The sequence below is a fragment of the Psychrobacter nivimaris genome, assembly GCF_043419765.1.
Lineage (GTDB): Bacteria > Pseudomonadota > Gammaproteobacteria > Pseudomonadales > Moraxellaceae > Psychrobacter.
Window position 1 is genome coordinate 160,976 of record NZ_JBHOFX010000001.1, and the last position, 13,205, is coordinate 174,180.

Annotated in this window: 12 protein-coding genes; 3 read left to right on the forward strand and 9 right to left on the reverse strand. The window is 41.9% G+C overall.

Annotated elements, in window-relative coordinates:
• Positions 1 to 149 precede the first annotated feature (149 nt).
• Positions 150 to 563 carry an organic hydroperoxide resistance protein gene (locus ACHEVO_RS00550; protein ID WP_394123507.1) on the reverse strand — a complete coding sequence of 138 codons (414 nt, stop codon included), beginning with the start codon at positions 561 to 563 and terminating at the stop codon, positions 150 to 152.
• A gap of 166 nt (positions 564 to 729) precedes the next feature.
• Between ACHEVO_RS00550 and ACHEVO_RS00555 the strand changes: the two genes are divergently transcribed.
• Positions 730 to 1,581, forward strand: a complete 852-nt coding sequence (locus ACHEVO_RS00555) for an AraC family transcriptional regulator (protein ID WP_394123508.1) — start codon at positions 730 to 732, stop codon at positions 1,579 to 1,581.
• 263 nt (positions 1,582 to 1,844) lie between these two features.
• Positions 1,845 to 2,174, forward strand: a complete 330-nt coding sequence (locus ACHEVO_RS00560; RefSeq protein ID WP_102091713.1) for a hypothetical protein — start codon at positions 1,845 to 1,847, stop codon at positions 2,172 to 2,174.
• Positions 2,175 to 2,324: 150 nt separating this feature from the next.
• Here ACHEVO_RS00560 and ACHEVO_RS00565 read toward each other — a convergent pair whose 3' ends face one another.
• From ACHEVO_RS00565 to ACHEVO_RS00595, 7 genes are all read right to left on the reverse strand, one after another.
• Positions 2,325 to 2,930, reverse strand: coding sequence for an SAM-dependent methyltransferase (locus ACHEVO_RS00565; protein ID WP_394123509.1), 606 nt, complete (start codon positions 2,928 to 2,930; stop codon positions 2,325 to 2,327).
• Between the two features lie 140 nt (positions 2,931 to 3,070).
• Positions 3,071 to 7,303, reverse strand: a complete 4,233-nt coding sequence (gene hrpA / locus ACHEVO_RS00570) for an ATP-dependent RNA helicase HrpA (protein ID WP_394123510.1) — start codon at positions 7,301 to 7,303, stop codon at positions 3,071 to 3,073.
• A gap of 165 nt (positions 7,304 to 7,468) precedes the next feature.
• Positions 7,469 to 7,786, reverse strand: coding sequence for a hypothetical protein (locus ACHEVO_RS00575; protein WP_394123511.1), 318 nt, complete (start codon positions 7,784 to 7,786; stop codon positions 7,469 to 7,471).
• A 1-nt stretch (position 7,787) separates the two neighbouring features.
• The gene (locus ACHEVO_RS00580) at positions 7,788 to 8,375 is read right to left on the reverse strand and encodes a DUF1543 domain-containing protein (protein WP_394123512.1); all 588 of its coding nucleotides are present in this window, start codon (positions 8,373 to 8,375) and stop codon (positions 7,788 to 7,790) included.
• Position 8,376: 1 nt separating this feature from the next.
• A complete protein-coding gene (locus tag ACHEVO_RS00585) occupies positions 8,377 to 9,255 on the reverse strand; it encodes a metallophosphoesterase family protein (RefSeq protein WP_394123513.1) in 879 nt (292 codons plus the stop codon).
• Positions 9,248 to 10,246, reverse strand: a complete 999-nt coding sequence (locus ACHEVO_RS00590; RefSeq protein ID WP_394123514.1) for an alpha/beta fold hydrolase — start codon at positions 10,244 to 10,246, stop codon at positions 9,248 to 9,250. Before ACHEVO_RS00590 ends, ACHEVO_RS00585 begins: the two co-directional genes overlap by 8 nt.
• A gap of 158 nt (positions 10,247 to 10,404) precedes the next feature.
• Positions 10,405 to 11,826: an SLC13 family permease gene (locus tag ACHEVO_RS00595; RefSeq protein ID WP_394123515.1), complete on the reverse strand. Its 1,422-nt coding sequence runs from the start codon at positions 11,824 to 11,826 to the stop codon at positions 10,405 to 10,407.
• 396 nt (positions 11,827 to 12,222) lie between these two features.
• Between ACHEVO_RS00595 and ACHEVO_RS00600 the strand changes: the two genes are divergently transcribed.
• Positions 12,223 to 12,375 carry a hypothetical protein gene (locus ACHEVO_RS00600; RefSeq protein ID WP_394123516.1) on the forward strand — a complete coding sequence of 51 codons (153 nt, stop codon included), beginning with the start codon at positions 12,223 to 12,225 and terminating at the stop codon, positions 12,373 to 12,375.
• A gap of 93 nt (positions 12,376 to 12,468) precedes the next feature.
• Here ACHEVO_RS00600 and ACHEVO_RS00605 read toward each other — a convergent pair whose 3' ends face one another.
• Complete coding sequence (locus tag ACHEVO_RS00605) at positions 12,469 to 13,164, reverse strand: YoaK family protein (RefSeq protein WP_057760330.1); 696 nt, start codon at positions 13,162 to 13,164, stop codon at positions 12,469 to 12,471.
• Positions 13,165 to 13,205 lie beyond the last annotated feature (41 nt).

Below are 13,205 nucleotides of genomic sequence, written 5' to 3' on the forward strand. Positions count from 1 at the left end.
AAAGGTTCCAGCTAATTACATTACGTTGCCAAACAATATAAAAACGCCCCGACTTTTATAAATCGGGACGTTTTATATTCGAGTTATTATTTTAATATTGTTAGTCTACGGTCACTAGTCTTTAAACAACCGTCTGTACGCAACAGCCTTTAAACAACGGCCACTTCTAGACGAGTATCGACATTGCCGCGAGTAGCATTAGAATACGGGCACACCTGATGCGTGGCTTCGATCAACTGCTGCGCCTGCGCTTCATCAATACCTGATACTTCTACAGACAACTCTATCTCTAAGTTATAGCTACCGTCAGCTTTCATACCGATACCCACTTGCGCAGAAGTTTTTGAAGCGGTAACAGGCAATTTCATGTGCTGTGCTGTCATGCTCAAAGCGCTATCAAAACAAGCCGCGTAACCCATGGCAAAAAGCTGTTCTGGATTCACGCCTTCTTTGTCTTGCTCTTGAAAAGACACCAAGTCAAATCCCAACGAACCATCGTCTAATCCAGTATGGCCAGAACGTCCACCAGTAGCGGTTGCGCGCGTTTTATAAAATATTTTCATGAGTAATTATTCCTTGTTTCATATTATTAGAGGTCGTACTTACGCTGTTGCGATGAGATTATTATAGAACCCTCTGCATTTATACGTTAGAACAAATCTCTATAACTCTTGCCTAATCCTACAAATATTTATACTATCAGGCAATCTTATAAAATAAGCACTCGTGATGAATCAAACGACTATTGACCAACTTTTAGCAGCACTACCTAGAAATAAAACCATCGAATCTGCTGTTTCAGGCTTGTTCTTTTACTGCGCGGACAAACCAAGCAAAGCCGTAAGCTATATTCAAGAGCCAAGTATTTGTATTGTACTGCAAGGTGAACGAGAGATTTACTTGGGTGCTGACTGTCAAAGGTTTAACAATAGTAACTTGATGTTCTGTCCAGTTAATATACCGCTAAGTATGCATATTAAACACGCTTCGATAAAGAACCCTGTCATTGTTTTATCAATGAAATTAGATTTAGCCATGATTAGAGATGTCTTAGCGCAGATACCGACCACACAACCAGTAGCAGACAGTCATTTAGGGATAAAGTGGCACTTAGATGACACCATAATGGACGCGTTTGAGCGATTGATACGCTTGCTTGATTATCCAAACGATATTGATTTTCTGTCTTCTTTGATCCAACAAGAAATATACTATCGCCTACTCTTAGCTGAGCAAGGCAACAAACTTAAGCAATTGGTCGTTAGCGGTAGCCATACACACCGCATTACCCAAGCGACTGACTGGATAAAGGCACATCTAGATGAGCCTATCATGGTTGAAAGCTTGGCTAGTAAATGCGGCATGAGTGTCTCAGGGTTTCATCAGCACTTTAAAGAAATAACCCAGCTGAGTCCGTTACAGTATCAAAAAAGCTTACGTTTAATGGAAGCCAGACGCTTAATTAAGATGCATGGGGCGCAAATATCACAAATAGCGATGCAAGTAGGTTACGAAAGCCCTAGTCAGTTTAGCCGAGAATATAAGCGACTGTTCGGTCTGAGCCCGAGTAATGAGTTGTAGTTGTAACCTTGTCTTTTAATAGAATTAAAAATTTTGCTTAGGCTATTTTCTACTATACCTATGAAACTCTTCCCAAAAAAACAACATTTTTAAGTTGAATAATTTGTGAAGTATTTCAAATAAATAGAAAAATTGGTTGACGTGACCATATATTCGTATTATAACATATTGTATATATTTAAAATAATGAATGTATAGGAGCAGCTTTACTCTGCGTACGATCGATGTAAAGCGATCAATAGGAAGCTTAGGGAGGAGATAACATGATTCGTTTAAGCTACACTCTCAAATGCTGGGCACTTGGCATCACGTTTTTTACAGTGTTCTATTTTATGGTAGTCATGAGTGACCCTGGCTTTAGCAAGTACATTTACATGTTGGCTTTTAGCACTTTGCTATTCCCTATTGCTAAGCGTGCCGTCGATGTCATGACCGATTTTTTCGCACCAGATATTGAGCTGTTCAATGGATTGCTACCATCACTTTTGATTAATATTGTAATTTGGATGCTTACTCCATTTATCGTCGCATTAACCGTGATTGCTTATGTACTTTATAGCATGGGTGTACTGACAGAAAAGATTAGTCATTAAATACCAATCATTAAGTGTCAATTATCAAGTACCAGTCACTAACTATCAAACATTAATCCTCAATAGCTCATAGAGAAGATAGTTTGCAAACTATCTTCTCTAACTATGTATATAGCGACTAAAACGACTAATAGATTTAACTTACAACGGCTAGTTGCTGACTTTTTTACCAACAAACTGTACTACAGCGCTAAGCCCTTGATGCCGCTTTCCTTCTGATACCATACGCAACTTCTCTACACCAATCACTTCGTTCAGCCCTACAAGCTCATTTTGAAAGTTCTGTAAACAGCCAAAACGCTCCCTTTGACTGGCTGGTGGTCCACCGACTGCCTCTGTTTCAAGCTGTCGTTCTGTATAAGCTTCGACGATAAATACGCCATCTGGCTTGAGAGCGGTGCCAACTTGTGCATGTACATATTGGCGTACCGTTTTAGGTACATGTGCCCAGATAGAAACTATGGCGTCCCATTTATCCTGACCAAAGTCGTAATCTGCTAAATCAGCTACTTGGGTGGTGATGGCTACCCCTCTATCTTTGGCCAACTTGTTTGCTTTGTTTAACCCTACTTCGGACATATCCATCGCAGTTACCTTGAAGCCTTGCTCAGCTAAGAATACTGCATTCCTACCCTCGCCCTCTGCTAGACAAAGTACGTGTCCACCTACAGGTATCTGCTCAAACATCTCTCTCAAAAAATCATTAGGTTCGGTGCCAAATGCGAACTCTGTGCCGCTATAGCGTTCATCCCACATTTTAATCGTCCTTTTATTTGAGATTGATATCCAATTTAGTAGGTAATATATGGCACCTAGAACACTTAGTCATAGAGCCCCTATCTTGAAATTGATGTGCGCTCTATAACATAACGTACCATACAAAACTAAAATTTAGCCTAACTCACCTTATCCCACATCTTGCTTAGACGCTTGGGCGATACTGCCATACGAGTTTTCATAGGCTGGGCAAACAATTGAATACGGTACTCTTCCACCATCCAGCGATACTCACTGATGGCTTCCTTATCTGCACGCCCTGCTAACCGTTCCATATGCAAGTCAAGCGCGTAAACACCGTCAAGGTCAGCGTCGAGATTGTGCTCCAGACGCTCTAGTCGAATCTGTAACGCTTCAAGATAGCGTGGGTACTGTTGCCAATGGCTATAATCCATCCGATAAACAAAATCTGCCAAATGCAAATCTTCCAACTGATCTTCAATATCATCGATAGACTCACCAAATATCTCGCGATCTAGCATCAATAACCCTTGGCGAATACGTTGCCAACGAGTGTAGACATTCTTAAGCGTTTTGATAACGCTTTGACCAGTTAATAAGAAGTTATTCACTACCACTTCGAGAGTCTGGGCATACTCTTCAGAGGTAAACGGTAGCTCTTCGCTCAATCCAACTACGATGTCATCGGCGCTTTCTGGTAAATTTTCAGAATGATCGAATAAGACGTAGTGCTCTTCGAGAGCCGCGTCTAACGCAGCATCTATAACGATCGTCTTGAGTTTATCCATGTCGCCAAGTGGCGCAAATGCCAGTTTAAATATACTGTCGATTTGGCTCGTTAACTGCTTTTTCTTTGCACCAAGTTTGCCTTTGATTAAAGTCAGCACCCCGATACGATGTGCCTGAAGTGCTGCATTGACATCAGTGTATTGATGAATCGATACAGCTTCTCCCGCTTCATCAGCGACGAGTGCTGCAAACTGTTTCATCACCACGCCTGCGCTATGATGATTTTTGCTAAAAGCAAAATGCTCAGGGAACTCAGTATGCACGCCTTGCTGCTCATTTACCGCTTGACTGGTCTCAGATGCATGACGAATCTGTAGGGTTTGTAGATCACGGCCTTTTTCGATGATACGGTTTTTCTCATCGACTACGCAGATTTGTGGCTGCAAATAACGATCAATCGTAGATGGATTGAAGTTCTCTGGCGTCACCGACATGATACCGCGACGATGCAACGCCTGACATAACTGCTTCAGCAATCCTTGTCCACCCTTTGGCTGCAACTCATCAAACAAACTGTCTGCGGTATTGGGTATCGGTACGATTTGACGACGTATCTCTTTTGGTAGCGACTTGAGCAGCTGCAATACCAATTCATAGCGCCAACCGGGCACACCCCATAGTAACTCAATCGCGTCTAGCTGCGGTAATGCGGCAAGCGGTACACGTATGGTCACACCATCATCATCGCTGGCTGGATCAAAGATATAACGGAGCGGCAACTTTAGATCGCCCAGCTTCCACACTTCTGGGAAGTCCCCTGTGGTCGGCGCTTGGCTATTAAGTACGTCTTCATCAGTAAAGAATAGATGCTTAGTATCATGCTTTTCGACTTCTGCACGCCAATCTTCAAATGCTTTGCGACTGGCAACGTGCTCAGGGATTTTCTTATCATAGAACTGATAGAGCGTCTCTTCATCTACCAATAAATCACGGCGGCGCAGCTTGTCTTCGATACGCTCAACATGAGCAATCTTATCCATATTATGTTGTAAAAATGGTGCATTGCGACCAAAGTTACCTGTCACCAAGCCATCACGAATAAATATCTCTCGTGATTCAACTAAGTTAACTTGCTCATAGTTGGTCAGCTGCTTACTAATAATAATCAGTCCAAACAGACTAATCTGCGCGTAAGCTTTGACGCGTCCTGTTTTTTTGGACCAATGTGGCTCGAAGTAATGATATTTGAGCAAATCACCTGCTGCTGAGATAATCCATTCTGGCTCGATTTTGGCAACAGTACGCATAAAAACTTGTGAAGTCTCCACCATTTCAAACGCCATCACCCAAGGGGGTATTTGTTTAAACACCGTACTGGCTGGGAATATCTTGGCCTTTTGCTGACGCGCAGCCAAATACTCACCGCGGCTTTCAGTCTTATGCGCGATGATAGACAACAATCCTGTTAACAATGCTCTATGCAGATTGGCATATTTGACTGCTTTTAACTCTTCATCTTCGATCGCTGTCGGATCATTGACAGCCACATTTTTATCAGAAGCTTTTGACTCATTAACATCAGTTAACTTCAGCTCAGTGACCATTTGCACTAATTGACGGTGTGTCTGATGCCATTCACGTACACGCGGAAAGCTTAAATAGTTTTTCTTAGCAAACTGCTTACGCTGATTGCCAGACAGTTTATTACCGTCTTCATCTTTTTCAAACAGCGCCTTCCACAGACTTAAATAAAACAAAAAGTCAGAGTCGTCTTGACGGAAGACCGCATGCTTTTGATCCGCTTGCGTACGTTTATTGGCAGGACGCTCGCGTGGATCCTGTACAGCAAGCGCGGCCACAACGATTAGCATTTCGCGAATACAATCAAAATCAGAACCAGCCACCAGCATACGTGCTAGCCTTGGATCGATTGGCATACGTGCCATTTTCTGACCAGTTGCTGTCAAACGCAGATGATCAAGCCCTTTTCTCGCTTTTGGTTTATTGGTTTTGTCCTGAGCAGCGGTATCTTTCTTAGAAGTAATAGCGCCCAGTTCATCTAGCAATTTATGACCATCAGTGACCAATCGGCTATCAGGCGGCTCAATGAACTCAAAATCATCCACACTACCTAGACGTAGATTGGCCATTTGTAGGATTACTGACGCTAAGTTGGTACGTAGAATCTCAGGCTCAGTGAACTCAGGGCGCCCACTAAAATCTTCTTCACTATAAAGACGAATACAAACACCTGGAGCGACACGGCCACAGCGACCTTTACGCTGATTAGCCGCTGCTTGCGAAATCGCTTCAATCGGTAAACGCTGTACGCGCGAGCGATACGAGTAACGCGAAATCCGCGCAAAACCCAAGTCAATCACATAGCGAATACCCGGCACGGTCAATGCAGTCTCAGCAACGTTGGTCGCGATAACAATGCGGCGACCTCGACCCGATGGCTGAAAGATACGCTGCTGCTCTTCGTAAGTCTGCCGTGCAAATAGTGGCAGTACTTCGGTATGGCGCGGGCCATGACGCTCAAGCACCTCTTGCGTCTCACGAATCTCCGCTTCAGTCGCAGCAAATATCAAAATATCAGCTTGATCAGCGTGACCTTTACTCTGCGCATCGCCAAAGCACTCTTCGACAGCGGCAACCACAGCACGCGGCAGGTTCTCCTCAAAATCATCGTAGCTGTCATCTTCTGAGCTGTTCACTGGCTCATCTGTCAACGGACGATAACGGACTTCTACCGGAAAGCTACGCCCTTCTACATTAAAAATAGGCGCAGGGACTTGTCGTTTGAGTTTATTGTCATAACGGCTGAAATATTCACTAAAGCGCTTGGTATCGAGGGTCGCCGAGGTAATAATGACTTTTAAATCTGGGCGCTTGGGCAGCATCTTTTTGAGATAACCCATAATAAAATCGATGTTTAAACTACGCTCATGCGCCTCATCGATAATAATCGTATCGTACTTACTCAAAAACCGATCATGACCCAACTCAGCGAGTAAGATACCATCTGTCATGAGCTTTACAACAGATTGTGCTGTCCCTTGCTCATTAAAGCGAATCTTAAAACTGACCGTATTACCTAATGGCTCACCCAGCTCTTCTGCGATACGGTTTGCCACACTACGAGCAGCCAATCGTCTTGGCTGTGTATGCCCTATCTGGCCTGTAATACCGCGCCCTGCCAGCATCGCAAGCTTAGGCAACTGCGTCGTTTTACCAGAACCGGTCTCACCAGCGACAATAATGACTTGATTATCGATAATCGCTTGTACTAAGTCTTCTGCCCGTTGGCTAACAGGCAAATCCAGATTTAGTTTGGCAGGTAAATCACTTGGAATACTATCGATACGTGCCTGCACAGCTTGTTGAGAACGCGTTTTTATTTTCTCGTACTGAGCACGTTTCTTGGCGAGTACATCATCTGAGTTGTTCTTTTGTTCAGAACCCTGATTAGATTGTTTATTCTTAGACACAGCAGCACGTGCCAGCTCTCGTTCAAGACGGCTTAAGTAATAGCTGTCTTTAGCAAGAACTGGTAAATCCGCCAGTGCTACTGCTGGCTTCTTAGTATCTTGAGTTTCATTTACAATAGATGTATCTGAATCGCTATTTTTAGAAGTATTGGGCTTAGAAGTATTGGGCATATTTACTTAGGCTATTTATTATGTAGAAGTGGTTAGATTATGGAGATAAATGCGGGGTGATTCAAGGTAGTTATCATGCTTAGCAGTATTAAACGAAGACACACTTAGACCATAAATATTAAATTTCACTTCATTAAAGGCATAGAAATGGTCTAAATGAGAAAACTAATTACTAACAGTATAAATAATCTGTTGTTTAGTCGCAGCCCCCACAAAAAAGGTGTGCATTTTTTGCAGTGCCAGCCTAGGAAAAGGAAGGTGTAGTGACAGTATTAATTTTTCAAACCCTAACATCTCATTAGCTAACTCTTTCGCTACATCAGGACGAATCTGCAGATTTTCATAAATATTGTCAATTAACCACGTTAATTGTGGGAAGTTAGCATTACTGTGAATCTGATAAAGGATGGGTAACATTTCATCAGAGATTTGACAGCGCGTTTTTACAATCATTCCACTTTTATAATACATATCTAGTGACATATTAGGATAATTTCCTTAAATTTTTAATACTCAGATAACCCACGTATTCTTTGTCCTCTTTGATATGGACACCGTCTGAATCAACGACAAGCTCAATCAACAACTGAACATTTGAGATAAGATCATTTACGTTATATATGTCATCTATATCTACTGCAAACTTATCATCAATATGAGAAGCTGTATTGAAAGATGACGTCTCATCTTTAAAAGTAAACTGCTTATAAAAATCACTTTTCTTCGCTTGTTTAATCGCGTCCGCCTTACTAGATGCAACGATGAGTAGCTTATAATGGAATTCTTCAAAACTACCCTGCTGATAGCCACCTAGATTGATAAAGAATAATTTTAAGTCAGTAGCAGCCTTTAATTGCTCACTTGATTCGATTAACTTGATGGCATAACTACCCACTTTAGTAATTGCTCGATATGAATCAATATGCCATTTATTTTTTACCTCAGGCCAATGTTCATTGATATCTGCTATCAAGCCACTCACTTGATAGGCTGCGCCAAAGAAAATATCGTGTTGCTCAATCAGACGGCCTTTAGGACGACCGCCCAGTTGAACCATATATAGTGTTAGCATTTTACGTAATCTCTATTAAATCAAAATCCATAGTTAATCTAAAGGTAATGCTATCATTGCTAGAATAGAATGTTTTTAAGTACTGTCGTACTGGAACTACTCTACCCGTCTTCAATGCAAATGCCCAATCTTCACGTCCGTTTCTTAGAGCCATATTTGCTGCTGCTTCATGGTTATAAGCCACTTTGACATGCTCTGTTTGCCAATGTTTACCTTGTTGAGTCTCAATACACTTGATAAGAGCATAATTAGCATGAGGCGAATAAGTTTGCATCTTATGAATAATAGGCAAATCATCTTCGTAAGCTGGATAGCCAACTCTACCACTATTCACAATAGTTTGTCCTGACGACAGTACTACTGTTCGCGGGATGTGTGTATGACCACATAAGATAACATCATTATCAATACCATCAAGTAACGCCAATATAGTCGCATCATTACGCACTATTGGTTGACCCGTTTCGATATCCTCTAGTAAATATATCATGTCATCGGTCGGCGAACCGTGGCAGAGGTATACATCCTCACTTACATGAAAATCAAATGGCAAAGACCGCATCCATTCAATCGCTTTTTTAGAGAGATCTTTGATAATAAAACCCATGGTTGGATTATTAGCAATTTCTGCCGTAGTGGCTTCATAAATCTGTCTATCCTGATTACCTCTAATGGTAATAGTATCATCTCGATTTGCCATTAATAGCTCATAAGTAGCATGAGGCGCTATTGGCCCATATAAAATATCACCAAGATTGACAATCTGATCAACATCTCGATATCTTATATCCGCAAGCACAGCTTCAAGGGCGTAGACATTACTATGAACATCTGAAATTGCAGCGATAGTTGTTATCTGTTTCTTTTCTAAGTTATCCATTTCCTGACTCACTAATCAAAAACTGCTTTACAACGTCAACGGTTGCGAACGGATCTTCTTCGTGCGGTACATGACCTAAATTATCAAATATTTTAAGCTGACTATCACGTATATCTCTATGAAATAACGCGGCGTTTTCTACAGGAATAAGATCATCTTTTGCACCCCATAAGATCAAAGTCGGCATGTCTAGCTGCTTTATTTGCAATTGATCGCTCTCATCATCAGTTTCATTTAGGCGACGACTTAATGCTTGCCGATTACCTTGGCGCAAGGTCAGTTCGTAGTATCTGTTAATCAACTTCTCATCGACTTTGCTATTATCTGCATACACACTTAAAACGCTTTTCTCAACAACACTTCTGGGTAGGGTACGATTTAAAATTGGTGACAGCATTGGATATTTAGCAAGTTTAAAACCAATAGGAATGTGTTTGGACGTTGCTGGATAACCAACTGAATCTACCAATATCAATCGATTGACACGCTCAGGATACAAAGCAGCGGTACGCCACGCTACCTTGCCTCCTAATGAATTACCGGCTAGCGTGACACGATCCACTTTCAAATAATTAAGTACCTGAATGACAAACGCCGCATAATTTTCGCTACTATATCGCGTACTCTCATCCACGTAAGGACCGGTCAAACCGAACCCTGGCAAATCCATGCTCACGACACAGTATTGATCAGACAGCGCCTTGGTCCAACCTTCCCATGTATGCAAACTTGCCGATGTACCATGCAATAAAACGATTGTTTCGGGTCGATTTTTTTCGGCTGCATTGCCACGATTTGCATGACAATTAGCTGACTGCGATACATGCGCCTGCATACCTTGTATGTTTATAAATTCGCTGTTAGGTAGTTGCCATTGTTTTAGCTCAGCGACGGTACGATCAGGTGCCCAGTATTTTGCTATAAATGCCATTACCACGGCAATTGCGCCTAGTAATATCAGAACAGTTGCTTTTAATAAGTACTGTGTCATGTGATCAAATCCATTTAATAAGATGACGTTAATAATAAACATTCTATACCGTTATCTCATACGATAAGCCATAAAAAACCCCAACGTTCAATTTGTCTTGAACATTGGGGTTCCATTTATACTAAGCAAATATGACTACGATTATAGTAACTAACTGATTATATCAAGAAAAAGTACGCCCATAGCCCGATAACGATAGTAGCAATAATATTTAATATGATACCTGTACGAATCATTTCTGTCTGTTTGATCAAACCTGTACCGAACACAATAGCGTTTGGCGGTGTGGCAACTGGCAACATAAAGGCACACGATGCACCAATACCGATGACCAATACGAGCACCTCATGTGGCAAACCCATCTGCTCTGCAATAGCAGCAAATACAGGCACTAACAATGCTGCCGAGGCAGTATTGGAAGCAAATTCTGTCAAGAAAATAATAAATGCTGAGACTGCCATCATAACGATAATAAGTGGTGCAGAAGACAACGCAGTTGCTACGGTTTCCCCTAGTACCAAAGACGCCCCAGATACTTTCAAAATTGTCGATAGCGCAATACCGCCACCAAACAACATGAGCACACCCCAATCCGTATTATCTGATACTTGCTTCCAAGACACTAACCCTAAGCTCACTACTGCTGCCGCTGCTGTTAGTGCAACGATAGCATCAGTATCCGTGATATCTAAAGCTGCTCCGATCTTTTTGGAGAATATCCAGCTCAATGCCGTAACGATAAAGACGATGATAGTGACGATACGTGGCTTGTTCCAAGCAATCGGCGCATCGTCAACAAGGACAATGGTACGATTTAGGTTCGGCTTTAGGAACACATACATCGCACCCAACAATAATGGTAACAGTACCAACATCATCGGAATACCAAACTTCATCCAGTCTACAAAGGCAATATCGAGCGCCTTTGCTGCAATAGCATTGGGCGGCGAACCAACAATCGTACCTAGACCACCAAGGCTGGCTGAATAAGCAATACCTAATAGTACAAAAACAAACGTACCGCGGTCTTTTTCACGATCAACTTGCGTCAAGATACCGAGTGCCAATGGGAGCATCATCGCAGCTGTAGCAGTATTCGATATCCACATCGACAAAAATGCCGTCACACCAAATATCAAAAATACTGCTGTACTGAGCTTGCCACCAGACATCGATAGAATCTTTAGTGCGATTTTTTTGTCTAGCTGCTGCACATGCAATGCTGCTGCCAAGGCAAAACCACCAAAGAATAGATAAATAGTAGGATTGGCAAAGCTTTGCAGACCGATTTCAGCATCGAAGTCTGGTATGCCAACCAAGGCACCGATTACTACGACAAGTAGCGCTGTTATGGTGACGTGCACAGCTTCTGTAAGCCAAAGCACCCCAATAAAAAACAGGACTGCGAGACCTTTATTAGCATTGATATCGAACGGCAACACATTATAAATAATCAACGCAATAATCGCGGCAATAGCGACAACGATCAGCCCTTTGCCTGTACCTTTTGGGAAAGTATCAGTAAATAAATATTCATTGCCATCATTAGGAAGATGGCTATCTAGCTTTTGCTCTGACATAGAATGTCCTTATTGAATCAAAGACGGTGTAAGAAACCTAAAAATAAAACATAAATTGTTGGTTAATGTATTTTAATAAACACATGACCATTGAGGTAAATCTAATTATCTGCAGACATCACTTGGGATATATACGTCGAAACTCGTCTTTCTACAACTTATGCTAGTAATTCGCAAACTTAGTCATTAACCATGTGATCAGCTTCATTATTAGTTGCATCATTAGTTACACATAGTCACTAAACAAGTGTACTCTGTATATGTACAAGACTATGACCACACTGCATACTAGATAAGTTAAATAAAAGCCAAGCGCTACTAAATACGAGCGTCAACAAATAAAGATTTAATTAAAACATCTCTATTAAGAAGTAAATAAAAATACTGGAGTACTTTATGACAGACTCACATAAAACTGATGCAACCACCAAAATGGCACCAAAAGACATTAACCAAGATGGCCTAGCCAAAGAAGATCAACAACGTACTGATGACTCTATGCTCGATATGATGCAAGGGATGCATGAGCACGAAGACCATAAAGAATAAGACCAAAGCATGTTTTGATAGCTCGCTATTCTACACCTAAATAAACATACAAAAACCAATACGGTTAATAATAGGCACGATAGTCGTTTATCACTATGATAAGCGCCTATCTTTTTTTGGTTCTCTAACCTCTGGCAGATGATCTGAGACATAGTTGTATACAAATGCTGCTGTCGACACAATCGCGATGGGAACGAACAAAGCATCATAGCTGACTTTTGCAAACAAGAAAGCGCCTACTGCGCTACCGCCGCAAAAGCAATACCAGATAATGGCTTGGAACCCCAAGGTTGGCTTACTAATAGAGCGACCAGCAAGCCAATTACCGATTGCTGCACCCATGTCTGAGGTCAGCCCTGTTAAGTGAGTGGTACGAATGACCGCCCCACTATAAGTTGCCACCATCGCGTTCTGCAATCCACATGCCATTGCTGCTGCTAACTGCCCCAAGTAATCGTGCTGCTGATATAACCAATAACTCACCAACAGTAGTGCTGCTTCTAGATATAGCGCTCGTCCATAACGACGACCGAGTTTCAATGATGTCTGTCCAATGACAAAGCCGCTTAGTATAGCCCCTGCCAAAAAGGACAGCAACAAGGTACCAATATATAAAATACTACGCGCGTCTGAATGAGCGATAGCCGCTGCAAACAAGCTTACATTGCCCGTGACATGCGACACTGATAAATTGGCAAACCCCATTAATGCCGTCGTATTCACGCAACCAGCACTAAATGCCAATACTGCCCCGCCCCATAGTATCCACTTTGGTAACTTGGTTATCATATCCCTCGCTCAAAGGCACGTAGCTAAAAAGGCGCATTGCT

Excerpts from the sequence above, each read along its gene's own strand:
- ACHEVO_RS00550 (WP_394123507.1), bottom strand. The coding sequence starts at position 563 with ATGAAAATATTTTATAAAACGCGCGCAACCGCTACTGGTGGACGTTCT.
- ACHEVO_RS00600 (WP_394123516.1), top strand. The coding sequence starts at position 12,223 with ATGACAGACTCACATAAAACTGATGCAACCACCAAAATGGCACCAAAA.
- ACHEVO_RS00595 (WP_394123515.1), bottom strand. The coding sequence starts at position 11,826 with ATGTCAGAGCAAAAGCTAGATAGCCATCTTCCTAATGATGGCAATGAA.
- hrpA (WP_394123510.1), bottom strand. The coding sequence starts at position 7,303 with ATGCCCAATACTTCTAAGCCCAATACTTCTAAAAATAGCGATTCAGAT.
- ACHEVO_RS00605 (WP_057760330.1), bottom strand. The coding sequence starts at position 13,164 with ATGATAACCAAGTTACCAAAGTGGATACTATGGGGCGGGGCAGTATTG.
- ACHEVO_RS00580 (WP_394123512.1), bottom strand. The coding sequence starts at position 8,375 with ATGCTAACACTATATATGGTTCAACTGGGCGGTCGTCCTAAAGGCCGT.
- ACHEVO_RS00555 (WP_394123508.1), top strand. The coding sequence starts at position 730 with ATGAATCAAACGACTATTGACCAACTTTTAGCAGCACTACCTAGAAAT.
- ACHEVO_RS00565 (WP_394123509.1), bottom strand. The coding sequence starts at position 2,930 with ATGTGGGATGAACGCTATAGCGGCACAGAGTTCGCATTTGGCACCGAA.
- ACHEVO_RS00585 (WP_394123513.1), bottom strand. The coding sequence starts at position 9,255 with ATGGATAACTTAGAAAAGAAACAGATAACAACTATCGCTGCAATTTCA.
- ACHEVO_RS00575 (WP_394123511.1), bottom strand. The coding sequence starts at position 7,786 with ATGTCACTAGATATGTATTATAAAAGTGGAATGATTGTAAAAACGCGC.
- ACHEVO_RS00590 (WP_394123514.1), bottom strand. The coding sequence starts at position 10,246 with ATGACACAGTACTTATTAAAAGCAACTGTTCTGATATTACTAGGCGCA.
- ACHEVO_RS00560 (WP_102091713.1), top strand. The coding sequence starts at position 1,845 with ATGATTCGTTTAAGCTACACTCTCAAATGCTGGGCACTTGGCATCACG.